Source organism: Massilia sp. PWRC2 (assembly GCF_049896725.1).
Lineage (GTDB): Bacteria > Pseudomonadota > Gammaproteobacteria > Burkholderiales > Burkholderiaceae_D > JAFCUW01.
Map to the genome: position 1 here is coordinate 14865 of NZ_JAFCUW010000001.1, position 23970 is coordinate 38834.

The 23970-nt window shown below is 61.3% G+C and carries 21 protein-coding genes and 2 tRNA genes; 2 read left to right on the forward strand and 21 right to left on the reverse strand.

From position 1 onward, the window contains the following. Window positions 1-9: 9 nt before the first annotated feature. The 9 genes from ACP7BZ_RS00065 to ACP7BZ_RS00105 form a co-directional block, all read right to left on the reverse strand. Window positions 10-360, reverse strand: a complete 351-nt coding sequence (locus ACP7BZ_RS00065) for a hypothetical protein (protein ID WP_426109606.1) — start codon at window positions 358-360, stop codon at window positions 10-12. Between the two features lies 1 nt (window position 361). Continuing rightward, entirely contained in the window at window positions 362-1969 is a 1608-nt protein-coding gene (locus tag ACP7BZ_RS00070; protein ID WP_426109607.1) for a MutS-related protein, read from the reverse strand. 127 nt (window positions 1970-2096) lie between these two features. Then, window positions 2097-4412, reverse strand: a complete 2316-nt coding sequence (locus ACP7BZ_RS00075; RefSeq protein ID WP_426109608.1) for a putative bifunctional diguanylate cyclase/phosphodiesterase — start codon at window positions 4410-4412, stop codon at window positions 2097-2099. A gap of 259 nt (window positions 4413-4671) precedes the next feature. Beyond that, a tRNA-Arg gene (locus ACP7BZ_RS00080) sits at window positions 4672-4748 on the reverse strand. 78 nt (window positions 4749-4826) lie between these two features. Then, window positions 4827-4903 (reverse strand) — tRNA-Pro (locus ACP7BZ_RS00085). A 74-nt stretch (window positions 4904-4977) separates the two neighbouring features. Next, a complete protein-coding gene (glmM, locus tag ACP7BZ_RS00090; RefSeq protein WP_426109609.1) occupies window positions 4978-6327 on the reverse strand; it encodes a phosphoglucosamine mutase in 1350 nt (449 codons plus the stop codon). A gap of 21 nt (window positions 6328-6348) precedes the next feature. Beyond that, window positions 6349-7224 (reverse strand): dihydropteroate synthase, encoded by an 876-nt coding sequence (gene folP / locus ACP7BZ_RS00095; RefSeq protein WP_426109610.1) that lies wholly within the window; start codon window positions 7222-7224, stop codon window positions 6349-6351. 112 nt (window positions 7225-7336) lie between these two features. Beyond that, window positions 7337-9232: an ATP-dependent zinc metalloprotease FtsH gene (ftsH, locus tag ACP7BZ_RS00100; protein ID WP_426109611.1), complete on the reverse strand. Its 1896-nt coding sequence runs from the start codon at window positions 9230-9232 to the stop codon at window positions 7337-7339. Between the two features lie 200 nt (window positions 9233-9432). Then, window positions 9433-10131 carry an RlmE family RNA methyltransferase gene (locus tag ACP7BZ_RS00105; protein WP_426109612.1) on the reverse strand — a complete coding sequence of 233 codons (699 nt, stop codon included), beginning with the start codon at window positions 10129-10131 and terminating at the stop codon, window positions 9433-9435. Window positions 10132-10181: 50 nt separating this feature from the next. On the opposite strand from ACP7BZ_RS00105, the gene ACP7BZ_RS00110 reads away from it, so the two are divergent. Beyond that, entirely contained in the window at window positions 10182-10652 is a 471-nt protein-coding gene (locus ACP7BZ_RS00110) for a YhbY family RNA-binding protein (protein WP_426109613.1), read from the forward strand. Window positions 10653-10718: 66 nt separating this feature from the next. On the opposite strand, the gene ACP7BZ_RS00115 is transcribed toward ACP7BZ_RS00110, so the two are convergent. The 4 genes from ACP7BZ_RS00115 to carA form a co-directional block, all read right to left on the reverse strand. After that, window positions 10719-11168, reverse strand: a complete 450-nt coding sequence (locus ACP7BZ_RS00115; protein ID WP_426109614.1) for a DUF4149 domain-containing protein — start codon at window positions 11166-11168, stop codon at window positions 10719-10721. Window positions 11169-11178: 10 nt separating this feature from the next. Further along, window positions 11179-11658 carry a transcription elongation factor GreA gene (gene greA, locus ACP7BZ_RS00120; RefSeq protein ID WP_426109615.1) on the reverse strand — a complete coding sequence of 160 codons (480 nt, stop codon included), beginning with the start codon at window positions 11656-11658 and terminating at the stop codon, window positions 11179-11181. Window positions 11659-11789: 131 nt separating this feature from the next. Continuing rightward, window positions 11790-15020 carry a carbamoyl-phosphate synthase large subunit gene (carB, locus tag ACP7BZ_RS00125; RefSeq protein WP_426109616.1) on the reverse strand — a complete coding sequence of 1077 codons (3231 nt, stop codon included), beginning with the start codon at window positions 15018-15020 and terminating at the stop codon, window positions 11790-11792. After that, complete coding sequence (gene carA, locus ACP7BZ_RS00130) at window positions 15021-16202, reverse strand: glutamine-hydrolyzing carbamoyl-phosphate synthase small subunit (RefSeq protein ID WP_426109617.1); 1182 nt, start codon at window positions 16200-16202, stop codon at window positions 15021-15023. It lies immediately after the preceding gene. 289 nt (window positions 16203-16491) lie between these two features. On the opposite strand from carA, the gene ACP7BZ_RS00135 reads away from it, so the two are divergent. Next, complete coding sequence (locus tag ACP7BZ_RS00135) at window positions 16492-16905, forward strand: hypothetical protein (RefSeq protein WP_426109618.1); 414 nt, start codon at window positions 16492-16494, stop codon at window positions 16903-16905. Window positions 16906-16924: 19 nt separating this feature from the next. Here the strand turns inward: ACP7BZ_RS00135 and ACP7BZ_RS00140 are convergent, their stop codons facing one another. From ACP7BZ_RS00140 to pstC, 8 genes are all read right to left on the reverse strand, one after another. Then, window positions 16925-17332 (reverse strand): GlcG/HbpS family heme-binding protein, encoded by a 408-nt coding sequence (locus tag ACP7BZ_RS00140; protein ID WP_426109619.1) that lies wholly within the window; start codon window positions 17330-17332, stop codon window positions 16925-16927. Between the two features lie 51 nt (window positions 17333-17383). Beyond that, window positions 17384-18310 (reverse strand): patatin-like phospholipase family protein, encoded by a 927-nt coding sequence (locus ACP7BZ_RS00145; protein ID WP_426109620.1) that lies wholly within the window; start codon window positions 18308-18310, stop codon window positions 17384-17386. A gap of 73 nt (window positions 18311-18383) precedes the next feature. Further along, a complete protein-coding gene (gene phoR / locus ACP7BZ_RS00150; protein WP_426109621.1) occupies window positions 18384-19664 on the reverse strand; it encodes a phosphate regulon sensor histidine kinase PhoR in 1281 nt (426 codons plus the stop codon). Next, window positions 19665-20387, reverse strand: a complete 723-nt coding sequence (locus tag ACP7BZ_RS00155; protein ID WP_426109622.1) for a response regulator — start codon at window positions 20385-20387, stop codon at window positions 19665-19667. A gap of 45 nt (window positions 20388-20432) precedes the next feature. Then, window positions 20433-21137, reverse strand: coding sequence for a phosphate signaling complex protein PhoU (gene phoU / locus ACP7BZ_RS00160; protein ID WP_426109623.1), 705 nt, complete (start codon window positions 21135-21137; stop codon window positions 20433-20435). Between the two features lie 57 nt (window positions 21138-21194). Continuing rightward, the gene (pstB, locus tag ACP7BZ_RS00165) at window positions 21195-21980 is read right to left on the reverse strand and encodes a phosphate ABC transporter ATP-binding protein PstB (RefSeq protein WP_426110477.1); all 786 of its coding nucleotides are present in this window, start codon (window positions 21978-21980) and stop codon (window positions 21195-21197) included. A 24-nt stretch (window positions 21981-22004) separates the two neighbouring features. Beyond that, window positions 22005-22877: a phosphate ABC transporter permease PstA gene (gene pstA, locus ACP7BZ_RS00170; RefSeq protein ID WP_426109624.1), complete on the reverse strand. Its 873-nt coding sequence runs from the start codon at window positions 22875-22877 to the stop codon at window positions 22005-22007. Beyond that, a complete protein-coding gene (pstC, locus tag ACP7BZ_RS00175) occupies window positions 22874-23854 on the reverse strand; it encodes a phosphate ABC transporter permease subunit PstC (RefSeq protein WP_426110478.1) in 981 nt (326 codons plus the stop codon). Before pstC ends, pstA begins: the two co-directional genes overlap by 4 nt. Window positions 23855-23970 lie beyond the last annotated feature (116 nt).

Consider the following 23970-nt stretch of genomic DNA (forward strand, 5'->3'; position numbering starts at 1 on the left):
CCTTCCGGCCTAGCGCCGCCGCGCCAGTTTAGCGGCGCGGGCGGCGTGCATGCCGGCCTGCCAATCGCGGCCGCCATTGGCCATCGCCGCGTCAACCACCGCCGCCGATAAACTGTACACGGCCGCCCAGGCGCCGCGGCCGTCGGCGGTATTGGTGGGAAAATCGTGGCGCTCAATCGGCCAGCCATACTTGCGGATCAACGCCCGGATCACGGTATTGAGTGCGATTTTGCGGTGTTCGAACAGGCTTTCGACGCCCAGCATATCGTCGTTCGACAGCAGCACCAGCAGCGTTTCGGCACGCAACGAGGTACCGACGGTGGGAAAGCGTCCAGGCGCGGGCGGCTTCACGGTCGCCATGTCAGGCTGCCCGATCCCACTGCGCCAGCAGCGCCGCGCCGCCAGGCGGCCGCGCTAGAAACGTCTCGAGCCAGGCGAACACACTGCGCGCCTTGGCGTCGATGGCGCCGCCAAAGCCGTGCTGCGCCAGCAGCGCGATGCCATTGGTGGTGTTCAGCAGGCCCGGCCTGAGCACCAGAGCGCCGCCCTCGTCGCGCGCCACGCATAGTGGCGTCAGTCGGTGGGCGAGCAGGCTGCCCAGCACCAGATTGTGCGACGACACCAGCACCATGTGGCCGAAGGCCAGTTCGTCGACCACCGCGGCGGCACTCGACACCGATTCGAGGTGATTGGTACCCCGGAAGATCTCATCGATAATAAAGATGGCGCCGTCGTCACCGCCCTGCGCGGCCGCCTTGAGTAGCTCGCGCGCGCGCTGCAGTTCCGCCACATACAGGCTGGCGCCGCCCAGCAGCGAATCTTCACTCTGCATGCTGGCCCAGACCGCCGACATGGGACACTGCGCAGACGCCGCATAACAAAAGCCAAAAGCGCGCGCCGTCAACAGATTGATACCGACCGTACGTAGCAAGGTGCTCTTGCCAACGCCGTTCTGGCCGGAGATAAAGGCCCCCCCGCCATTGAGGGTAATCGACAGCGCCAGCGGCGCGGCCAGCAGCGGATGGACGGCGGCGTGAAGACGCACCTCGCGGGCGTGCTGCGCCCAGCAGGTGGCGCTATCGGCGCGGTGGCGCGCCAGCGTGAAGTCGGCGTCGAGGCGCGCGCACAGATGAAAGCACTGCTGCAAAAAGGCCTGTTCATTGCGCACCAGGCGCACCGACCTGAAATAATGTTCAACGTTGGCTTGCAAAAACCAGTCCAGATAAGCGCCCACTATGGACAACGACTGCAGCGGCGAGCGGTTCAGGGCGCGGTTGTAGCGGCCAGCCTGACGCCCCAGCGCAGCAAACGCCGCCAATGCCGGATGCGCGCTGCCAGCGGCCAGGCTGCAGGTGCGCAGCAGCAGTTGCAGGCTGGCGCGCTGACGGTCCCAGACATCGATGATGGAATGATAGCGCGCCTGCAGCGTCACCATCTGAAACAGAAAAAAGAGCGCAGCCAGCCAGGCCAGCGGCGACCAGGCGACGGCGGCCACCGACAGCGACAGCCCGGCGAACAGCAGCCAGCATTTGCCGGCCCAGGCGGGCACCAATGGCAAACGCGCTTCGAACAGCATCGCCGACAGCTCCGTATCAGCAGCGCGCAGGGGCGCCAGCACCGGTTCGAGCGCCTGACGCCCGGGCGGCTCTTCGAGCCGGGTCAGGCGCGTCACCAGCGCGGCCCGCTCTTCGTCCGCCAAACCATGGCGCAAGTCGCGGTACAACTGCTGCTTGCCGAAGATGCTCGCCGCGGCGGTGAGGCGCTCGAAGTACGGCGCCATCAACATGCCCTGCCAGGTCGGCTCGTCGACGCCACCCGATTCCAGCCGATGCAGGCGGGCCAGGTCACTTTCAGCGAACGTGTGAGAGCACGACACGCTGGCTGCAGGTAGAGCGGCGACAGCGGCGACAGACGAGCGCGCGCCCGGGGCGCGCATAAAATTGAGCAGTGTTTGGGCCAATGCAGCCATGCCAGCTTTCGTTGGGCGCCGGCACAGCGCGCACGCGCTGGGCTGGCTCGGAATGGGCTGATTGTACTGCACGCCGTTCGCGCCAGACCAGCAAATATGCGCCCGCCTGCGCGCCAGCTGCGTCCTGTCAAGTAGTACTGCGGCGGCTGGCGTCGAGGTGCCCGATCACCTCGTCCAGCGGCATCGGCCGCGAAAACAGATAGCCCTGCATGCCCGGTCCGCCATTGTCTGCAAGAAAACGCGCCTGCGCCCCGGTCTCTACCCCTTCGGCTACCACGTGCAAACCGAGGTGCCCCGCCATCGCGATAATCGACTGCACGATGGCGGTGTCGTTGGCGTCGCCCGGGGTGGCGCGGATGACGCTGCGGTCGATCTTCAACTCGAACAGCGGCATGCGCGTCAAATAGGCCAGGCTCGAATAGCCGGTGCCAAAGTCATCGATCGACATGCGGATACCCAACGCTACCAGCTGGTGCATGCGTTCGATGACGCTGTCGTGCGAATCGACGAACAGCCCTTCGGTTACTTCGAAGGTGAGCTCGTTGGCCGGTATGGCCATCTCGCGCAGCAGCGCGCGCACGGCATCGACGAACTCCGGCTGCCGGAACTGCATAGGGCTGACGTTGACCGACAGCGCCAGCCGATGACCGGCGCGTGCCAGCGCATGCCAGGCTTCGCAGGCGCTGCGCAGGGCGAACTGGCCCAACTCGATGATCAAGCCGCTCTCTTCGGCCGGTGGGATGAAGCGCTCGGGCGCGACCAGGGTGCCATCGGCGCGCCGCCAGCGCATTAACAGTTCGGCGCCGGTTGGGGTGCCGGCTTGGTCGACCTGGAGCTGCAGGTGCATCGACAGTTCGCCATTTCCCAGTGCGGCAGCAAGGTGTTCCTGCAGCTTTAACCGGTATTCATTCTGCACATGCATGGCGGTTTCAAACAGCGCCACCTGGTTGCGGCCGCCCGCCTTGGCATGGTACATAGCGGTGTCCGCTTCGCGCAGCAAGTCCTGCACGGTGCCGGCGCGCTGGCCGACCAGGGTGACGCCGATACTGGCCGACGACTGGTAGCCGTGATCGCCAATGGCAAAGCCCCTGGCCACCGCGTGACGGATGGTTTCCGCCACCTGCAGCGCCGCCTGGCGGGCCGCCTGCGCGTCGTCGCCAAGACCGCCGAGCAGCACGACGAATTCGTCGCCACCGAGCCGCGCCACCGTATCGCCCTCCGCCATCAGCGCCTTGAGCCGTTCAGCCGCGTTGGTCAGCAGATGGTCGCCGATGGCGTGGCCCATGGCGTCGTTGATCACCTTGAAATTGTCGAGGTCGATGAACATCAACGCGCCATGGCCGCCACCGGCGGCAGCGGCCAACAGCGCCGCCAGCCGCTCCATCAACAGGCGCCGGTTGGGCAGACCAGTGAGCACATCATAGAAGGCCAGCTGGTGAATATGGGTCTCGGCCTTCTTGCGCGCGGTAATGTCGCAGGCAATGCCCACCCAGTGGGTCTTGACGCCGCCGGCGTCGGCAAACAGTTTGAGTTCGAGTTCGATCCAGCAGGCCTCAGCAGCGTCGGCGTCGGCACCGGCACCGGTATGGAAACGCAGTTCGCCGGCAACGGTTTCGCGGCGGTCGATTGCCGCGCAAAAACGCGCAACTTCGGCAGTATCAATGCTACGTTCTAGCAGCTTGCGCGCGCTACTTCCCAGCAAGTGCTGGCGTGAGCGGCCGCTGCGCCGTTCGAAGGCGTCGTTGACGAAGATAATCGGCTGGCGGGCGCCGGGAGCGTCGACGATGCGGGCGATGACCACCATGTCGCTGAGCCTGGAGAGCGCCGCCGCTGACAGACCGAGCTCGGCGTTAGCCGCGTGCAATTCGAGCTTCCCTTCTTGCAAGGAGGCGGCAGTGGCCTGCAATTGCGCGAGCGAACGGACGAGCCGCTGTAGCAAAAACGTACACGACAGGGTGATAACGCCCGAGATGAACGCATAGTTGCTGCTGATGAGTAACGCTTGCGCCACCCTACCTTGGGGCAGCCCTGGCAGATGCACGGCACCGATGCCAGTCGCACTGATGATAAAAACTGCTGCGCTGCCGAGCAGCAAGGTGAGCAGTGCAGCATGCGTGCTGAGCAGCAGCGCCGCCAGCACCGGCGCCGCCGCCATGTAGAGCTCGCTGGTGGGCCCTACTGTCACCATCAGGCCGCAAGCGAATAACAGGACAATGGCGACAAACTGCAAGACCGTGGCGCGATAATTCAGGTGCCGCTTAAAACGCAAAAAGGCCAGCCAGGCCAGGGCGACTGCATCGAGTACGCCGACCGGCCAGTGCGGACCACCACTGAACAGGATGGTCGACGGGATTGCGATGAGCACGCCTAATGCAAGGACGACGTTCAGCACGGTGTTCAATACCTGCTTGCGCCAGTGTGCCAGATCGTCGAAGGTGTCCACGAATATGCCTTGTCAAACACGTCAGCAAGGCTTTGGTGTGTGAGTTTTGGATAGAATTGTGCGTTGCGGCATCATAAACCGAGGCGGCGCACCTGTCACACCAATAGCACCTCGCTGTTCATAAAAGCAACAGATGTTATGTTAATAGTATTTTTATGCTGACAATAACCCACTGGCGATAACCCTCCGCAAGCCAGGTCAGCGCCGGCTTCGCAGTGCCCCCCGCAGTGCACAATGTGAGGTGAAAGCGTGCTTGCTATGGTCTGCCCAACAGGAATCGAACCTGTGACCCTCAGCTTAGAAGGCTGATGCTCTATCCAACTGAGCTATGGGCAGTGTGTTGAAGCGGCGACCGAACAGTCGCCAGAATGGAAAACGGGCTGTCACTTGCATGACAGCCCGTCCTTGAAACTTTGGTCGGAGTACAAGGATTCGAACCTTGGACCCCCTGGTCCCAAACCAGGTGCGCTACCGGACTGCGCCACACTCCGAAAACAATATTATAGCGGGGAGTCGCGCCGCCGTCAATGCGACGCTGCGCGCGACTTCATCGCTGGGGCGCAGCTCAGGCGGCGACCGCCACCGGCACATGATCGGCAATGCGCCGCGCCATCGCCTGCGCCCGGGCCTTGTCCTTCGCTTCGACCATCACGCGGATCAATGGCTCGGTGCCGGACGCGCGGATCAGCACGCGGCCAGTATCGCCCAGTTCCAGTTCAACGGCGTCTTTTTCGGCCACCATGGCTGGCGTCTTGGTCCAGTCAAAGCCGGGCGCCACCTTGATGTTGATGAGCGTTTGCGGGAACAGGGTCAGCTCGCCACAGCACTCGGCCAGCGTTTTGCCACACCGTTTTAGCGCCGACAACACCTGCAGCGCCGAGACGATACCATCGCCCGTGCTGTGCTTGTCGAGCGCGAGCAGGTGGCCCGAGCCTTCGCCACCAAACAACCAGCCCTTCTCTTTCATTACTTCCAGCACGTAGCGGTCACCCACCTTGGCGCGGGCGAAGCCGACGCCGAGTTGCTTGAATTTGACTTCCAGCGCCATATTCGTCATCAGGGTGCCGACCGCGCCAGCGACCGGTCCCATGGCCAGCCGATCGAGCACCATCACATACAGCAATTCGTCACCGTTATAGATGCGGCCGCTAGCGTCGCACATGATCAGGCGGTCGGCATCACCGTCAAGAGCGATGCCCAGGTCAGCCTTGTGCTCGACCACGGCAGCGGCCAGCGCGGCCGGCGCGGTGGCGCCAAAACCGGCATTGATATTAAATCCGTCCGGACTCGCACCAATCGCGATGACTTCCGCGCCCAGTTCGTGAAACACCGGCGGCGCAATGTGGTAAGCGGCGCCGTGCGCGCAATCGACCACGATTTTCATGCCGTGCAGGTCCAGCTCGTTAGGGAAGGTGCCCTTGCAAAATTCGATGTAGCGGCCCTGGGCATCGAACAGGCGTTTGGCGCGGCCCAGTTGCTGCGGTGGCACGCACTCCATGGGCAGGTCAATGGCCGCTTCGATTTCCGCCTCCACATCGTCCGGCAACTTGGTGCCATGTTCGGAGAAAAATTTGATACCGTTGTCCTGGAACGGGTTATGCGATGCTGAAATGACCACCCCGGCCGACAGGCGCAGCGCGCGCGTCAGATAGGCAATCGCCGGGGTTGGCATGGGACCGGCCAGCATGACGTCGACCCCCGCAGCGGCAAAGCCGGACTCGAGCGCGGCCTCCAGCATGTAGCCGGAAATGCGCGTGTCCTTGCCGATCAGCACGGTGGGACGACCGCCTGCAGGCGGGCTCTTGGCCAACACCTTGCCGGCCGCATAGCCCAGGCGCATCACGAAATCGGGGGTGATCGGCGCCACGCCAACCAGCCCGCGAATGCCATCGGTACCAAAATATTTACGTCCCATATGTCTCTCTTTTCTTGGTAATTAAAGGGTGGCGACCCGATGCCAGACTTTCAGGGCATCGACGGTTTCAGCCACATCATGCACGCGCAGCAGGGTTGCGCCCTGCGCCACCGCAGCCAGTGCGCCAGCCAGGCTGCCTGCGAGGCGCTGATCGACAGGTCGACCGGTAATGGCGCCGATGGTCGACTTGCGCGACAGGCCTGCCAGGACCGGCAGGCGCAGTTCGCGTTCAATGCGACCGATGTTTTTTAATAACGTTATATTATGCTCCACCGTTTTGCCAAACCCAAAGCCGGGATCGATACAGAGTCGGTTACGGGCGATGCCAGCGGCCGTCAAGGCCTCGACCCGCTCTGCCAGAAAAGCGATCACCTCGGCAACCACGTCGACATACTGGGCCTGTTGCTGCATGGTGGCGGGGCTGGCCACCATGTGCATGATGCACAGGCCACAGTCACTGTCGCGCACCGCGTCGATGGCGCCAGGCGCCCGGAAACCATTGACATCATTGATCATGTCGGCGCCGGCGATGACCGCCTCGCGCATCACCGCTGGCTTGAGAGTATCGACCGACAGCGCTTTACCGAGGCCGCGCAAGGCGTACAGGGCGGGCATCACGCGCTGCAATTCTTCCTCGACGGAGACGGGCAGCGCCCCGGGACGGGTCGATTCGCCGCCGATGTCGATCATGTCGGCGCCATCGAGCACCATTTCTTCGGCGCGCGAAATGGCAAACTCGAGCGACTGAAAACGGCCACCGTCGGAAAACGAATCGGGCGTGACGTTCAGAATGCCCATGACGAGGGCCGCACTGGCGTCACTGCGCACAGTTGAAGCAGCTGGGCCATCGACGCCGAGGGAATAGCCAAAGCGGCCGCATTGCAAAAAATGTCGCATCAGGATTCGCTACTACGTCAAAGAGAGGAAAATGGCGGCGTTGAGCAGGCTGGGCAGTAACGAAAAAAAGGCACCCCAGGGGATGCCTTTCTTTATGCTAAAGCTGCTGCAATCAGGCAGGCGCCGTGGCGTTCGGCGAGACGCCGCCGGCACCGGTGCCGCTGTCGCCTGGCGGCGGCGTACGCTTGGTGAGATTGGTCGATGCCGTCATGCGTGGCTCCTGGCCGGCCATGATGTCGTTGATCTGGTCGGCGTCGATGGTTTCCCAGTCGAGCAGCGCGCGCGTCATGGCTTCGACCTTGTCGCGGTTTTCTTCCAGCAGGCGGCGCGCCAGCGCATATTGGGTGTCCAGAATGCTGCGAATCTCGGCATCGACTTTTTGCTGGGTGGCTTCGGAAATGGTCTTGGTAGCACCACCGAAAAAGCCTTCGTTTTCGCTGTCTTCGTAGACCATCACGCCCATGCTGTCGGACATACCGAAGCGGGTAACCATCGAACGGGCCAGCTTGGTGGCGCGCGAAAAATCGTTCGACGCGCCGGTCGACATTTGCCCAACGAAGATTTCTTCAGCAATACGGCCGCCAAACAGGATTGAAATTTCTTCCAGCATCTTGTCCTTGTAGCCAGACAGTGCATCGTGTTCCGGCAGCTGCCAGGTCAGACCCAGTGCATAGCCACGCGGCATGATGGTGACCTTGTGAACAGGGTCGGCCTTCGGCAGCAGCTTGGCGATGACGGCGTGACCGGACTCGTGGTAAGCCGTGTTACGACGCTCTTCTTCGCGCATGACCATCGACTTGCGTTCGGGACCCATGAAGATCTTGTCCTTGGCATCTTCGAAGTCGCTCATTTCGACCAAGCGCTTGCTGCGACGGGCGGCGAACAGGGCAGCTTCATTGACCAGGTTGGCCAGGTCGGCGCCCGAGAAACCGGGGGTACCACGGGCCAGGATGTCGGCCTTGACGTCGGTGCTGATGGGCACTTTGCGCATGTGGACGTTAAGAATCTGCTCGCGACCACGGATGTCAGGCAAGCCCACCATGACCTGGCGGTCGAAACGACCTGGACGCAGCAATGCCTTATCGAGCACATCGGCGCGGTTGGTGGCAGCGACGACGATCACGCCGGAACTCGCTTCGAAACCATCCATCTCGACCAGCAACTGGTTGAGGGTCTGTTCGCGTTCGTCGTTGCCGCCGCCCATGCCGGCGCCACGATGGCGACCGACAGCGTCGATCTCATCGATGAAGATGATGCATGGCGAGTGCTTTTTGGCATTCTCGAACATGTCGCGCACCCGCGAGGCGCCCACGCCGACGAACATTTCGACAAAGTCGGACCCGGAGATGGAGAAAAACGGTACTTTAGCTTCGCCCGCAATGGCGCGCGCCAGCAGGGTTTTACCGGTGCCCGGAGGACCGACCATCAGCACGCCGCGGGGAATGCGACCACCGAGCTTTTGAAATTTGGTAGGGTCCTTGAGGAAGTCGACGATTTCGTTGACTTCTTCTTTCGCTTCGTCGCAACCGGCGACGTCGGCGAAGGTGACGGTGTTGTTGGTTTCATCCATCATGCGCGCCTTCGATTTACCGAAGGAAAAGGCGCCGCCCTTGCCGCCGCCCTGCATCTGGCGCATGAAGAACACCCAGACGCCGATCAGCAGCAGCATGGGGAACCAGGAAATGAAAATTTGCTGGAGGAAGCCAGCTTCTTCAGGCGGCTTGATGTCGAAGTGAATGCCGTTGTTGACCAGGTCGCTGACCAAACCTTTGTCGAGGCCGGTGGCGGTGGCGCGCACCTTGGTGTCATCAGCGCGCAGGGCGGTGATGTTTTGGCCTTCAATAACAACATCCTTCAGTCGACGCGCCTTGATGTCGTCGAGCAGCTCGGAGTACGCGATGGTCTTGCTGCCGCCAGTGGTGCTGTGATTGTCGAACTGCTTGAACAGCATAAACAGCAGTAAGGCAACGACCACCCAGATGGCGGATTTGGAAAACATATTATTCACGAAAACTCCTTCGATGCTGACGCATCCTGTACCTAAATGTAGTACACCGATTTTACTCGCAATGGCCGGGCCATGCCACGCACGCCCGAGCCACCGCGTAAAAAACCACTGAAAACAACCGTTTCAGATCGCCTTCGCCGCCGCCTGGGGCACGCAATCGACCATTAACTCGGCAGATGTGCGGCCGCCAGCAGTAAATATCAAGAGCGCGATTGATCCATCAGGTCAATTTCTTCCTCTTCGACGACATTTTGTACGCCGGGATTCTTTAATCCCTTGCCGACCAGGAAAATCTCCGACGATTTATCGCGGCTGGCCTTCGGCTTGACCTGTTTGACCACCTTGAATTCAGCGCGGAATTTCTCGACGATTTGCGAGAAACCCATGTCCTTGAAACACTTCACGACCAGCGAGCCGCCCGGCTTGAGGTGCATCTGCGAAAATTCGATGGCCAGATCAATCAAGTGTTCCATCCGCGCCGAGTCGGCCGTCGGAATACCCGACAGATTCGGCGCCATATCCGACAGCACCACATCGACCTGACGGCCGGCCAGGATCACCGCCAGCTCGCGTAGCACCCGTCCCTCGCGGAAATCGCCCAAAATAAAGTGAACGTCGGCAATCGGCTCCATCGGCAGCATGTCCAGGCCAATCATGGTGCCATTGATGCCGCCGCCTTCCTTGCCAGCGAGCTTGCGGCGCACGTACTGGCTCCAGCTGCCGGGCGTGCTACCGAGGTCGACGATAACCTGGCCCGGCCTGATCAATTTTTCAGTTTCGTCAATTTCTTTCAGCTTAAAAGCCGCGCGTGCGCGAAAACCCTCTTTTTGCGCCAGTTTGACGTAGGGGTCGTTGATATGGTCATGCAACCAATTCTTGTTTAATTTTTTCTTCTTCATTCGCGTAGAATACTGCTTTTAAAAGGTTTAACTAAGGTTTGTCCAAAAATATGCAAAAACTTACCCCCGCCGAGCGCAGCGAACTGCGCGCCGAAGCCCACGGGCTCAAGCCAGTCGTCATGATCGGCGAGTCGGGTCTGACCGAATCCGTCCTGAAGGAAATCTCGGCCAGCCTGGACTCCCATGGCCTGATCAAGATCCGTGTCGCCGGCGATGACCGCGAAGCGCGCGTGGCCATGTACGAGCAGATCACCGAAACACTCAAGGCCCACCCGGTCCAGCACATCGGCAAGCTGCTGGTGGTGTACCGCCCGAAAGTGGAAGCCGTCAAGGAACGCTCGAGCAAGGCCGGCAAAGGCATGCGCGAAGTGACCATCGTCAAGGCCAGCGCCAGCGGCACCAAGCGCCCCAGCGTGACCAAGGTCATGATCAAAGGGAATGAACGGGTCACCGAAGGCGGCACCATCAAGCGCGCCAAGCCGCGCCAGAGCAGTCCGAAAAAAGGCGCCCTCGGCCGCTAATACCAGCTGCACGGTGTAGCACAGTAACGCCCTGCCCCGCTGCCTGCGGCGCAGGGCTTTTTTTAGTTAGCGCAGCTTGAGCAGCAACCAGCCCGCCAGCCCACTCTCGGCCAGATAAAACAGCTGCGACACGCCATGCAGCATGCCGAACGTGCGCCCCTGTGGCGTGCCAGCCAGGCCAGCGGTGCCGGCGTCGATTTTTAACTGGGCCATCACCGGTTGCAAGCCCAGATAAATCACCAGCGCGCACGCGAGCATGGCCACGATGATCAGGGTGCAGGAACGGCGCTGCGCCGGCGGCGTCGATCCTTTTGCCACCTGCAGCAACAGCAGCAACAGCGCGGCGCAAGCGATCGCCAGCCACGCCTGGCTGCGCAGCAGCACGCCGACGATGGTCCCGGCCAGCACGTTGTCGTGCAGCGCCAGGAACAGGGTGGGCGCCACCACGTAACCAATCGTCCACAGGCTGCCGGCCCACAGGGCGGCCACCAGCAGACCAAGGCGCCAGGTCAGCATGGCAAATGCATCAGATGTATTTGACTTCGAGGATTTCGTATTCGCGCGGGCCCGATGGCGCCTGCACTTCGACGACGTCGCCGGCGTACTTGCCGATCAGGGCACGCGCGATCGGCGAGGTGATCGACACTTTTGACAGCTTCAGGTCCGCTTCGTCCATGCCGACGATCTGGTAGGTCACCTTCTGGCCATTTTCCAGGTCTTCCAGGTCGACGGTGGCGGCGAACACCACGCGCCCTTCGGCGTCCAGGGTGACGGGGTCGATGATCTGGGCCGCACCGAGTTTGCCTTCGAGTTCGGCGATGCGTCCTTCAACGAAGGCCTGGCGCTCCTTGGCGGCGTCGTATTCGGCATTCTCGGACAGGTCGCCGTGCGAGCGCGCTTCGGAAATGGCGTCGATGACGATGCGGCGCTCTTTGGTTTTCAGCTGGTGCAGTTCTTCCTTGAGAAGTTCGGCGCCAAATTTGGTCAATGGAACGGATGTGTTCATGGTGTGTGCTTCTATTCTGTGATGAGTGGCGTGACCCAAAGTGAAAACCACAGAGGCGCACGACGCAAATCGCGCGAACTCTGTGGTCAAGAGATACTGCAAGAGTATAGCTTAGGACACCTGCATGCGGCCTAGTTTAAGGTTTTATGCAGCCCTTGTAAATCATACACATGCAACTCGTTCAGGTGGCGCATGCCCTCGACCGCCGCCTCGGCGCCGGCGATGGTGGTGTAGGTGACCACCCGTGCATGCAGGGCCGAGGTGCGGATGGCGCGCGAATCGACGATCGCGCTGCGCTTTTCTTCGACCGTATTTACGACCATGGCGATCTCGTGGTTCTTGATCATGTCGACGATGTGCGGACGCCCTTCGAGCACCTTGTTGACCGCGCTGACGGGAATACCGGCAGCAGCAATCACGGCCGCAGTGCCCTTGGTGGCCACCAGCTGAAAGCCCCGTTCGACCAGGTTGCGCGCCACCGCCACCGTGCGCGGCTTGTCGGACGCTTTCACCGACAAAAACACTTTACCCGATTCCGGCAGCTTGACGCCGGCGCCCAGTTGCGACTTGACGAAGGCTTCGCCGAAAGTCATGCCAACCCCCATCACTTCGCCGGTCGACTTCATTTCCGGTCCGAGGATGGTATCGACGCCCGGGAACTTAACGAACGGGAACACCGCTTCCTTGACGCTGAAAAATGGCGGCACCACTTCCTTCGTGATGCCCTGCTGCGCCAGCGTTTGGCCAACCATGCAGCGCGCGGCGATTTTTGCCAGTTGCAGGCCGGTCGCTTTCGACACGAAGGGCACCGTGCGCGACGCCCGCGGATTGACTTCGAGGACAAACACGGTATCGACCAGCACGCCGTCTTCTTCGCGCTTCTGGATGGCGAACTGCACGTTCATCAAGCCCACCACGCCGAGGCCCTTGGCCATCAGCGCGGTCTGGCGCTTGAGTTCTTCGATCGTCTCGCCCGACAGCGAATACGGTGGCAGCGAGCAGGCCGAGTCGCCCGAGTGCACGCCGGCCTGTTCGATGTGTTCCATCACGCCGCCAATAAAGGTGGTCTCGCCGTCGGAGATGCAGTCGACGTCGCACTCGATGGCGTCATTCAAGAAGCGGTCGAGCAGCACCGGCGAATCGTGCGATACCTTGACCGCTTCGCGCATGTAGCGCTCGAGGTCGCGCTGCTCGTGGACGATTTCCATGGCGCGGCCACCGAGCACATACGACGGCCGTACCACCAGCGGGTAGCCGATTTCCTGCGCCAGCGTTAAGGCCTCGGCTTCGGTGCGGGCGGTGCGGTTGGGCGGCTGGCGCAGGCCGAGCTTTTGCAGCAGCTGCTGGAAACGCTCGCGGTCTTCGGCAGCGTCGATCATGTCCGGTGAAGTACCGATGATGGGCACGCCGTTGCGTTCCAGGTCCAGCGCCAGTTTCAAGGGGGTCTGGCCGCCGTACTGGACGATCACGCCGACCGGCTTTTCGAGGGCGACGATTTCCAGTACATCCTCTAACGTCAGCGATTCAAAGTACAGGCGGTCGGAGGTATCGTAGTCGGTCGAGACGGTCTCGGGATTGCAGTTGACCATGATGGTCTCGTAACCGTCTTCGCGCATCGCCAGCGCCGCGTGCACGCAGCAGTAATCGAATTCGATGCCCTGGCCGATGCGGTTCGGGCCACCGCCGAGCACCATGATTTTTTTGCGGTCGGTGGGTTTCGATTCGCACTCTTCTTCGTACGTCGAATACATATACGCGGTGTTGGTGGCAAATTCGGCGGCGCAGGTATCGACCCGTTTATACACGGGGCGAATGTTCATGGCGTGGCGCCGTTCGCGCACTTCGGTGTCGGTCACGTGCAGCAGGAAGGCCAGGCGACGGTCCGAAAAACCCTTTTGCTTCAACTTGTAGAGCATCGGCTTGTCCAGGGCATCGAGCTGCTGGTTATCGAGCCACAGTTCGATGTCGACGATTTCCTTGATCTGCACCAGGAACCATGGATCGATGTGGGTCAGCGCGTGCACTTCTTCCAGGGTAAAGCCCTGGGCAAACGCGTCGCCCACATACCAGATGCGGTCCGGTCCCGGCTCGCCCAGTTCTTCTTCGATGATCTCGCGGTCGCGGGTTTTTTCATTCAGGCCATCGACGCCCACCTCCAAACCGCGCAGCGCTTTCTGGAACGCTTCCTGGAAGGTGCGGCCAATGGCCATCACTTCGCCCACCGATTTCATCTGGGTAGTCAGGTGGTGGTCGGCGGTGGGAAATTTTTCGAACGTGAAGCGGGGGATCTTGACCACCACGTAATCGATGGCGGGCTCGAAACTCGCTGGCGTGGCCCCCCCCGTGATTTCATTGCGCAGTTCATCGAGGGTAAAGCCAACGGCCAGCTTTGCCGCGATCTTTGCGATCGGAAAACCGGTCGCTTTCGACGCCAGCGCCGACGAGCGCGAGACGCGCGGATTCATTTCGATGACGATCATGCGGCCGTCGGCCGGGTTAATCGCGAACTGCACGTTCGAGCCGCCGGTGTCGACGCCGATCTCGCGCAACACCTCCAGGCTGGCGTTGCGCATGATCTGGTATTCCTTGTCGGTCAGCGTTTGCGCCGGGGCGACGGTGATCGAGTCACCGGTGTGCACACCCATCGGATCGAGGTTTTCGATCGAGCAGATGATGATGCAGTTGTCCGCCTTGTCGCGCACCACTTCCATCTCGTACTCTTTCCAGCCGATCAGCGATTCTTCAATCAGCAGCTCGGTGGTGGGCGACGCTTCCAGGCCGCGCTTGCAGATGGTCTCGAATTCTTCTTCGTTGTAGGCGATGCCACCGCCGGTGCCGCCCATGGTGAACGACGGCCGGATAATGGTCGGAAAACCCATCTCGCGCTGCACCACCCACGATTGCTCCATATTATGGGCCACGCCCGAGCGGGCCGAGCCGAGGCCGATTTTGGTCATCGCCTGCTTGAACTTGGAGCGGTCTTCCGCCTTGTCGATCGCTTCTGGCGAAGCGCCGATCAGTTCGACGTTGTACTTGGCCAGGATGCCATTGTTGTGCAGGTCGAGCGCGCAATTGAGTGCCGTCTGGCCACCCATGGTGGGCAGGATGGCGTCCGGACGTTCCTTGGCGATGATGCTCTCGACCACTTTCCAGGTGATCGGCTCGATGTAGGTCACGTCCGCCATTTCCGGGTCGGTCATGATGGTGGCCGGATTGCTGTTGACGAGGATGACCTTATAGCCTTCTTCGCGCAAGGCCTTGCACGCCTGCGCGCCCGAATAATCGAATTCACAGGCCTGGCCGATGATGATCGGGCCAGCGCCAATGATCAGGATACTTTTGATGTCACTACGCTTAGGCATTTAATTCTTCTCCAGCTTTTGATTCTTGTCGGCGGCCTGCATCAGGCTGATGAAACGGTCGAACAGGTAGGCGACGTCGGTCGGTCCGGGCGACGCTTCCGGGTGGCCCTGGAAGCAGAACGCCGGCTTGTCGGTGCGGGCAAAGCCCTGCAGCGAACCGTCGAACAGCGACACGTGGGTGACGCGGCAATTGGCCGGCAGGGTGTGCGCGTCGACGGCAAAACCGTGGTTCTGCGAGGTGATCAGCACCTGCTTGCTGTCGAGATCTTGCACCGGGTGGTTGGCACCATGGTGACCGAATTTCATTTTGAGGGTTTTCGCGCCGGAAGCGAGTGCCATGATCTGGTGACCGAGGCAAATGCCGAAGGTGGGGATGCCCCGCTCGATCAGTTCGGCGGCGGCGGCAATGGCGTAGTCGCACGGCTGCGGGTCACCGGGACCGTTGGCCAGGAAAATACCATCCGGATCAAGTGCGAGCGCATCGGCAGCGCTGGCCTGCGCCGGCAGCACGGTGATCTTGCAGCCGCGCTGGGCCAGCATGCGCAGGATGTTGCGCTTGACGCCGTAATCAAAAGCGACCACGTGGTACTGCGGCGCGCTCTGGGTCCCGTAGCCTTCGCCGAGCACCCATTCGGTCTCCTGCCACTCGTAGGGCACCTTGGTCGAGACCACCTTGGCCAGGTCCATGCCAGCCAGGCCGGGGAACGAGCGGGCCAGATCGAGCGCCTGCGACACCGACGGCTCATTGCCCTGGGTGCCGGTCAGGATGGCGCCGCTCTGGGCGCCCTTTTCGCGCAGCAGGCGGGTCAGTTTGCGGGTATCGATGCCAGCGATGGCGACGATGTTTTCCGCTTTCAGATAATCGGACAGCGACTGGGTCGAACGGAAGTTGGAGGCCAGCAGGGGCAGATCGCGGATGATCAGGCCGGCCGCGTGGACTTTCGATGCTTCGACGTCTTCGGGGTTGATGCCGCAATTGCCCACGTGCGGGTAGGTCAGGGTGACGATCTGGCGGCTGTAGCTGGGATCGGTCAGGATTTCCTGATAGCCGGTCATGGCGGTATTGAAAACGACCTCACCGGTGGTATGGCCGGCGGCGCCGATGGCAATCCCTTTGAAAATCGTGCCGTCGGCAAGCGCGAGGATGGCTGGAACAGCTGGGCCAGAAAAGAATGGCGGCAAGGGTAACTCCTGATAAAGTTACCGTAGCTGCGCCACGTCAGATCGACAGCCGTCATGCCGAGCCAGTTTTACTCGGGGTGGACGTCGAAAAATGATGGGATGGTGGGTCGTCGCTACGGTAGATGTGGAATGGCTAAACCTCCGAATTATAGCGCAACGGGCCTGTTTCGGCAATCGCCGGCGCAACGATCACCAACCGTCACATCGACTGCACAACCAGATGTACAATGCGGGGCATCGACCCAAAATCAGTTTTCGCAAATAACCAACAACGCCAGAAAGAGGCCACATGACGACCTTTGGTTTCGACACGCCGATGGAGCGCCCCCGTGCGGGCGGTCGTGCTGCGGTGTTTGTGCCAGACCCGAACGCGGTCGAAGCGGTGCGCGAAGCATTGCGCAACGGCTCCGGCATGGTCGGCTTTGGCAATCCCGACCGCACCGTCACCATCTACTTCGAAAACAACCGCTTCAATGACCCTGCCCTGCAGCCGTGGCAGGCCAAGACATTCAAGTCGTACAGCCGCATGGTCGAGCTGTCACCGACGGTGAACAAGCTCACCTGCGCGGGAGAGAACGTGGTGCAGATCGGCTTCATCGAAGGCAGTGAAATCCTCGTGCGCGACATGGCCAAGCTGCGCGCCTGGCTCACCATCAGCGGCGCCGCCGACTCCATGCCGGACAGCGCGGAAATCCACGCCTGAGCCGGTCTCTGTCGACGATTTACAGGCCGAGGGCGGCGATACCAGCCTTGGCAATCTGCGCGTCTTCCACCGATTTCACGCCCGACACGCCCACTGCACCGACGTACTGGCCATCGACGATGATGGGCACGCCGCCTTCGAGCATGCCTTCGATGTGTGGCGCCGACAGGAACGACATGCGACCGTTATTGATCATGTCTTCATAAATCTTCGATTCGCGCTGGCCCATCGCCGCCGTCTTCGCCTTGGCCGGAGCGATGTACGAGGAGATCGGGGCAACCCCATCCATGCGCTGCAACCACAGCAGGTGACCGCCATCGTCGACGATGGAAATGACGACGTTCCAGTTATTTGAGCGCGCTTCGGCCTCGCAGGCAGCGGCGATGGTTTTGGCGTCGGCCAGGGTCAGTACGGGCTTGGTTTGCATGTTTGATCCTCTAATTGAATAAATTAAATAGCTTGAAAAAATCTTCCGGCATCACGGCTGTTGCTTGGCCTTGAGCTTGGCTTTGAGCTGCGGCATGACAGCCGCGGCGGCCTGCTCGCCGGCGAGGATGGCCAGATTGCGCGAATTAAAATCGCCGCCGCCCATGGTCCCCAGCGACGGCGTGATGACAATATCGGCATCCTTGAGTTCATAGTGATTGAGCCGCTGGCCCATGATGCTAAAGGTTTGCATCAGCACTTCCAGCGAACTCAAGGTCGCCTGGCTGTCGGTCTGCGTCGAAATATTCACAGCGATAATAAAATCGGCGCCCATCTCGCGCGCAAAGCGCACCGGCACGGGCGCCACCAGGCCGCCGTCGACGTAGCTGCGGTTGCCGATGCGGACCGGCTGGAACACGCTGGGTACGGCCGACGAGGCGCGCACCGCTTGCCCGGTATTACCACGCTGGAACAGGATCGGTTGCCCACTGTTCAAATCGGTGGCGACGGCGCCGAACGGGATCTTCAGCTTTTCCATGGGGGCGTTGTGGACCGCCTTGTTGACGTAATTTTGCAGGGCATCGCCCTTGAGTACGCCCGAGACTTTACCGAACAGCGGGATGGCCCAGTCGGAAATGGTCGCTTCATCCATGTCCATGGCGACCCGCTGCAGGGCGAAGCCGTTGTTGCCGGCGGCGTACAGTGCGCCCACCACGCTGCCGGCACTGGTGCCAACGACGATGTCCGCTTCAATTCCCTGCGCTTCGAGCGCCTTGATGACGCCGATATGGGCGAAGCCGCGCGCGGCGCCGCCGCCCAAGGCCAGGCCAATCTTGATTTTACGGGGCGCGACCGGCACGGTGGGCGAGATCGCCAGCGGCGTGCCGGGAATCGGGCTCGGCACCACGGGAGCGCTGGCGCGGCAACCGGCCAGCAGCAGTGCACACAGGGCGAGCAGGGAAAGACGGCGTGAGCGCATGGACAAAGTCAGTGTTGATGAGCCTGCGATTGTAACGCGTCAAGCCCCCGCCTGGCATCAGCGCGGCGCCAATTTACCGTTTTGGAAACGTCACCGTGAAACAGCTGCCCTGCCCCGGCACTGAATTGATCGACAGGCTGGCACGGTGGCGCAGCAAGACGTGCTTGACGATGGCCAGTCCCAGCCCGGTGCCCTGGGTTTCACGCGAGCGGCTCTTGTCGACCCGGTAAAAGCGCTCGGTCAGGCGGGCGATGTGCAGCTGGTCGATGCCGATGCCGGTATCGCTGACGGTAAATTGCGCCCCCTCGGGCGCATCTTTCCAGCTTAAGTGCACGCTGCCGCCGGCCGGCGTGTAGCGCACCGCGTTCGAGGCCAGGTTGGCAAACGCGCTCCTGAGCTCGTCGGCGCTGCCAACCACGTCGCCGCCATCGATGCTGGCCGTGATCTGGTGCTGGCCACCGGAGAGAGCGCGCGCTTCTTCCACCACGTCATCGATGACCGCCTTGACCGCCACCGGCTCCGGGCGCAAGGGATAATCGACCGATTCCAGGCGCGACAGGGTCAGCATGTCTTCGATCAGACGCTGCATGCGACGGCCCTGCTCGGTCATCAGTTTTAAGTGCGACTGGCGGCTGGCAACGTCAAGGTCGGGCGTGGTCGAGGCAATCTCCAGAAAACCGACGATCACCGTCAACGGCGTGCGCAGTTCGTGCGAAGCATTGGCGATGAAGTCGCGGCGCATCTCTTCGATGCGGGCGCTCTCGGTGGCGTCATGGGTGACCAGGATCTGGCGGCGGTTTTCAAACGGGATGATCTGCACGATCAGCTTGCGGTCGCGCAGCGACAGCGTCAGCGGCTGCTCGTAACGCCCGAGCACGATGTAGTCGATGAAATCGGGATGGCGCACCAGGTTCGTCACACGCATGCCCTTGTCGCGCGCCAGGGTCAGGCCCAGGTGTTTTTCGGCAGCCGGATTGCACCACTCGAGAAACAGTACGTCGTCCATGATGGCCACGCCGTCCGGCAGCAGGTGCATGGCCTGGCGAAAGCGCGCCAGCCATTCGGACAGTTCGGCCTGGCTGCGTTCATCGTCGCGCCGCAGCCGGTACAGGCGCGAAAACACATCGGTCCAGGCACCCCAGCCATCGGGCAGCCTGGCGCTATTGAAATCATCGAGCCAGGCGCTCAGCTGCTGCAGGTAAGACAGTTGCAGCACCAGTTGCAGCAGCAACAGCAGCACCGCCACCGACAGCCCGGCGACAGCGCCAGACATCCACCACGCCAGACCCGCCACACCCATCAACAGTACCAGGCGCAAGGTGGCCGGTACCCAGAACAGCAAGCGTGGGTTCATCTATTTTTCCGACAGCATGTAACCAACGCTGCGCACGGTGCGCACCAGGCCTTCGGCGCCTTTTAAGGCCTTGCGCAGGCGCAGCACATGGACGTCGACGGTGCGTTCCTCGATGACGGCGTGGTTGCCCCACACCTTGTCGAGCAGCTGGCTGCGCGAAAACACCCGCTCCGGGTGGGCCATCAAAAATTTCAGCAGTTTGAATTCGGCCTGGCCGATATCGATGCGCTCACCATTGATGGCCACGCTGTTGCTGACCGGGTCGAGCAGCACGGGGCCGACCCGCAAGGCCAGCTCGGCCAGCTCGGGGGCGTTGCGCCGCATCAGCGCACGCGAACGGGCCAGCAGTTCACGCGGCGAAAACGGCTTGGTGACGTAATCGTCGGCGCCATTGTTCAGGCCAGCGATCTTGTCTTCTTCCATGCTCTTGGCGGTGAGCATGATGACAGGGATTTTCTGAAAATTGCGGTCGGCGCGGATGCGCGCCAGCAGGCGCAAGCCGGTCTGGTCCGGCAGCATCCAGTCGAGCAGCACCAGTTTCGGCGTGTGCCCGGCCAAAAACTCCCACGCTTCGGCGGCCGTTTGCACCGCCACCAGTTCCCAGGCCGCCTCGCGCAGCGAAAATTTGACCAGTTCGATAATGGCCGGTTCGTCTTCCACGATCAAGACCGTGGTCGCGTCGTGCGCCAGCTCGCGCATCAGCGCCCGCTCGGTACTTGCCATTGCGCCTGCCATGGGTGCCACAGTTGCCACAGTTGCCATTATTGCTTAGTTCCCCGCAGTCAGCGCCGCGGCTGCCGGCTTGGTGTGGCGGATATCCTTGCCCTCGACCACATAGATCACGTATTCGGCGATATTTTTTGCATGGTCGCCGATCCGTTCGATCGCCTTGGCCACCCACAAGGTATCGAGCGCCGAGGAAATCGTGCGCGGATCTTCCATCATGAAGGTGATCAGGTTGCGCATGATGGCGCGAAATTCGTGATCGATGATTTCGTCCTGGGCAATCAAGGCCATCGCCTGCTTGCCGTCCAGGCGGGCAAAGGCGTCGAGCGCATCGTGCAACATGTCGGAGGTCAGGCCGGAAATCGAGCGCACCGTTTCAAAGTGGTTGATGCCGACCACGCCGCGCGTGTGCAGCGACTTGCTCATGCGGGCGATCTTGGCCGCTTCGTCGCCGATGCGCTCGAGATCGGTGATCACCTTGATGGTGGCCATCACCGTGCGCAAGTCATTGGCGGCCGGCTGGCGCCGCACGATCAGGTGGCTGCAAGCGTCGTCGAGCGACACTTCGAGCTGGTTGACGGCATCGTCTTCGCTGATCACGCGGTCCGACTGTTCGATATCGCCCACGCGGAAACAGTTCATCGCGTCGGTGAACTGGGTTTCCACGATCCCGCCCATTAACAACACCTTCGAGCGAATGGCTTCCAGTTCGTTGTCGTACTGCTTGGATGAATGCTCGCCTATCATTGCTGCTCTCCGTCTTATTCTAGGGGGATACTAATTTCGTAACAGATCTGCGACAACTCAGCCGAAGCGGCCGGTGATGTAATCCTGCGTTTCCTTGCGGGCCGGATTCATGAACAACTGGTCCGTCTCGCCAAATTCGACCAGCTCGCCCAAGTACATATACGCCGTGTAATCCGAGCAGCGCGCCGCCTGCTGCATATTGTGGGTGACGATGGCGATGGTGTAATCCTGCTTGAGTTCGCTAATCAATTCTTCCACCTTGGCCGTCGAGATGGGGTCGAGTGCCGAGGTCGGCTCGTCGAGCAGCAGGACGTCCGGTTTGACCGCCACACCGCGCGCGATGCACAGCCGCTGCTGCTGGCCGCCCGACAGCGACAAGCCGCTTTTCGACAGCTTGTCCTTCGCTTCGGTCCACAGGGCGGCTTTTTTCAGTGCCCATTCGACGCGCTCATCCATTTCACCCTTCGACAGGTTTTCATACAGACGCACGCCAAACGCAATATTGTCATAAATCGACATGGGAAACGGTGTCGGTTTTTGAAACACCATGCCAACCTTGGCGCGCAACATGTTGACGTCCTGGTCGGCATCAAGAATGTTGTGGCCACGGTACATGATCGAGCCTTCGGCGCGCTGCCCTGGATACAGATCGTACATGCGGTTCAGGGTCCGCAGCAAGGTCGACTTGCCGCAGCCGGACGGGCCGATGAAGGCGGTCACCTGTTTTTCATGAATGTCCAGATTGACGTTGGTGAGGCTCTGCGTCTTGCCGTAGAAAAAATTGAGGGCAGAAATCTCGATGGTCTTGGCGCGGGGCGTGACGGTAGGAATGGGGGTAGGCATAGGCATGGTCATTGTGACTTTCGATCAATTCGGCGTTTTTTGGCTGAACACAGTGCGCGACAAGATATTGAGCAGCAGGACGCTAAAGGTGACGATCAGCGCGCCCGCCCAGGCCAGGTTGCGCCAGTTGTCATACGGGCTCATGGCAAAGCCGTAGATCACCACCGGCAAGTTGGCCAGCGGAGCGTTCATATTGGTGCTGAAGAACTGGTTGTTGAGCGCGGTGAACAACAGCGGCGCCGTTTCACCGGAAATACGGGCCAGCGCCAGCAGCACGCCGGTGACCACGCCAGCCTTGACGGCGCGCAGGCGCACCATGGTGGCCACTTTCCAGCGCGGCGCACCCAGTGCGAAGGCCGCTTCCAGCAGGCTGTTCGGCACCAGCCGCAGCATATTGTCGGTGGTGCGCACCACCACTGGCACGGCGATCAGCGACAGCGCGATGGTGCCGGCCCAACCCGAATAGTGTTTTACCTGCGCCACGTACATGGCATAGACGAACAGGCCGATGACGATCGACGGCGCCGACAGCATGATGTCGGTGACGAAGCGGGTGACATTGGCAAACTTGTTGCGCTCGCCGAATTCGGCCAGGTACATGCCGGCCAGGATGCCGATCGGCGTGCTGATGGCGGTTGACAAGGTCACCATCATCAGGCTGCCGACGATGGCATTTCTCAAGCCACCGCCATCGCTGGCCGGGGCCGGGGTGTCGTTGGTCAAAATGGCGCCGGTCAAGCCGCCGAAACCCTTGATCAACAGGGTGATCAAGATCCAGGCCAGCACCGCCAGGCCAAGCGACATGGCCAGCACCGACAGGGCGATGCCGATACGGTGGCGCAGCAGGCGGCGCCGATAGACCGGGTTGTTGGCGGCGTGAGTCATGGCCGGGTTCATTGGATGCCTTCCTTGCGTGACATGCCGGCCAGCATCAGCTTGGCGGCGGACAGGACAATAAATGTGATGGCGAACAGGATCAGCGCCAGTGCGAATAGCGACGACACGTGCAGTGGGTTGGACGCCTCGGCAAATTCATTGGCCAGGGTGGACGAAATCGAGTTACCGGCCGAGAACAGCGACCACGACAGGGTGTTGGCGTTGCCGATCACAAAGGTGACGGCCATGGTTTCGCCCAGCGCGCGGCCGAGGCCCAGCATGACGCCGCCGACCACCCCGGTCTTGGTATAAGGCAGCACGATCTTGCGCACCACTTCCCACTTGGTGCAACCGAGGCCGTAGGCCGATTCCTTCAACACGGCGGGCACAATCTCGAAGACGTCGCGCATGACGGAAGAAATGAAAGGGATGATCATCACCGCCAGGATCAGGCCAGCAGTGAGCATGCCCATGCCCATGGTGGGACCGGAAAACAGCTTGCCGATCACCGGCAACGCGCCCAGCGTGCTTTTCAGCAGCGGCTGCACATAGTCGCCGAACAGGGGAGCAAACACGAACAGGCCCCACATGCCGTAAATGATGGATGGCACGCCGGCGAGCAATTCGACCGCCGTGCCCATCGGGCGGCGCAGCCACGTCGGGCAGATTTCGGTGAGAAACAGGGCGATGCCAAAACTGATGGGGAAAGCAATGATCAGGGCAATGAAAGAGGTGACCAGGGTGCCGGTGATGGCAATCAAGGCGCCATACTGGTCATTGACGGGATCCCATTCGACGCGGGTGATAAAACCGGGGCCGAATTCGCGGAAGGCGGGGATCGAACCGATGATCAGCGACACGATAATGCCGATCAGGACCAACAGTACCGATGCGGCAAACAGCATCGTTACTTTGTGAAACAGGAAATCCTGCATGCGCTGGGTGCGCATGGTCGAATGCATCGCGGCCTGACGTTCGGAGGATTCCGTCGCCTGCATCTGGGCCAGGGCTGCTGGTGGATTCGCGCTCATGAGGGATACTCTGCGATAGAAATAAATATGCTTGCGACCGCACCGATTGCTTTGCTGGCAACGGGTGCGGTCTCGGGAAAATG

Bases quoted from the DNA above. Each gene is read 5' to 3' on its own strand.
- ACP7BZ_RS00070 (WP_426109607.1), bottom strand. From the start codon at position 1,969: ATGGCTGCATTGGCCCAAACACTGCTCAATTTTATGCGCGCCCCGGGC.
- ACP7BZ_RS00065 (WP_426109606.1), bottom strand. From the start codon at position 360: ATGGCGACCGTGAAGCCGCCCGCGCCTGGACGCTTTCCCACCGTCGGT.
- ACP7BZ_RS00135 (WP_426109618.1), top strand. From the start codon at position 16,492: ATGACGACCTTTGGTTTCGACACGCCGATGGAGCGCCCCCGTGCGGGC.
- carB (WP_426109616.1), bottom strand. From the start codon at position 15,020: ATGCCTAAGCGTAGTGACATCAAAAGTATCCTGATCATTGGCGCTGGC.
- pstA (WP_426109624.1), bottom strand. From the start codon at position 22,877: ATGAACCCGGCCATGACTCACGCCGCCAACAACCCGGTCTATCGGCGC.
- ACP7BZ_RS00105 (WP_426109612.1), bottom strand. From the start codon at position 10,131: ATGAAGAAGAAAAAATTAAACAAGAATTGGTTGCATGACCATATCAAC.
- phoU (WP_426109623.1), bottom strand. From the start codon at position 21,137: ATGATAGGCGAGCATTCATCCAAGCAGTACGACAACGAACTGGAAGCC.
- ACP7BZ_RS00110 (WP_426109613.1), top strand. From the start codon at position 10,182: ATGCAAAAACTTACCCCCGCCGAGCGCAGCGAACTGCGCGCCGAAGCC.
- folP (WP_426109610.1), bottom strand. From the start codon at position 7,224: ATGCGACATTTTTTGCAATGCGGCCGCTTTGGCTATTCCCTCGGCGTC.
- pstC (WP_426110478.1), bottom strand. From the start codon at position 23,854: ATGCAGGCGACGGAATCCTCCGAACGTCAGGCCGCGATGCATTCGACC.
- glmM (WP_426109609.1), bottom strand. From the start codon at position 6,327: ATGGGACGTAAATATTTTGGTACCGATGGCATTCGCGGGCTGGTTGGC.
- ACP7BZ_RS00155 (WP_426109622.1), bottom strand. From the start codon at position 20,387: ATGGCAAGTACCGAGCGGGCGCTGATGCGCGAGCTGGCGCACGACGCG.
- greA (WP_426109615.1), bottom strand. From the start codon at position 11,658: ATGAACACATCCGTTCCATTGACCAAATTTGGCGCCGAACTTCTCAAG.
- pstB (WP_426110477.1), bottom strand. From the start codon at position 21,980: ATGCCTACCCCCATTCCTACCGTCACGCCCCGCGCCAAGACCATCGAG.
- ACP7BZ_RS00115 (WP_426109614.1), bottom strand. From the start codon at position 11,168: ATGCTGACCTGGCGCCTTGGTCTGCTGGTGGCCGCCCTGTGGGCCGGC.
- ACP7BZ_RS00145 (WP_426109620.1), bottom strand. From the start codon at position 18,310: ATGCGCTCACGCCGTCTTTCCCTGCTCGCCCTGTGTGCACTGCTGCTG.
- ACP7BZ_RS00140 (WP_426109619.1), bottom strand. From the start codon at position 17,332: ATGCAAACCAAGCCCGTACTGACCCTGGCCGACGCCAAAACCATCGCC.
- phoR (WP_426109621.1), bottom strand. From the start codon at position 19,664: ATGAACCCACGCTTGCTGTTCTGGGTACCGGCCACCTTGCGCCTGGTA.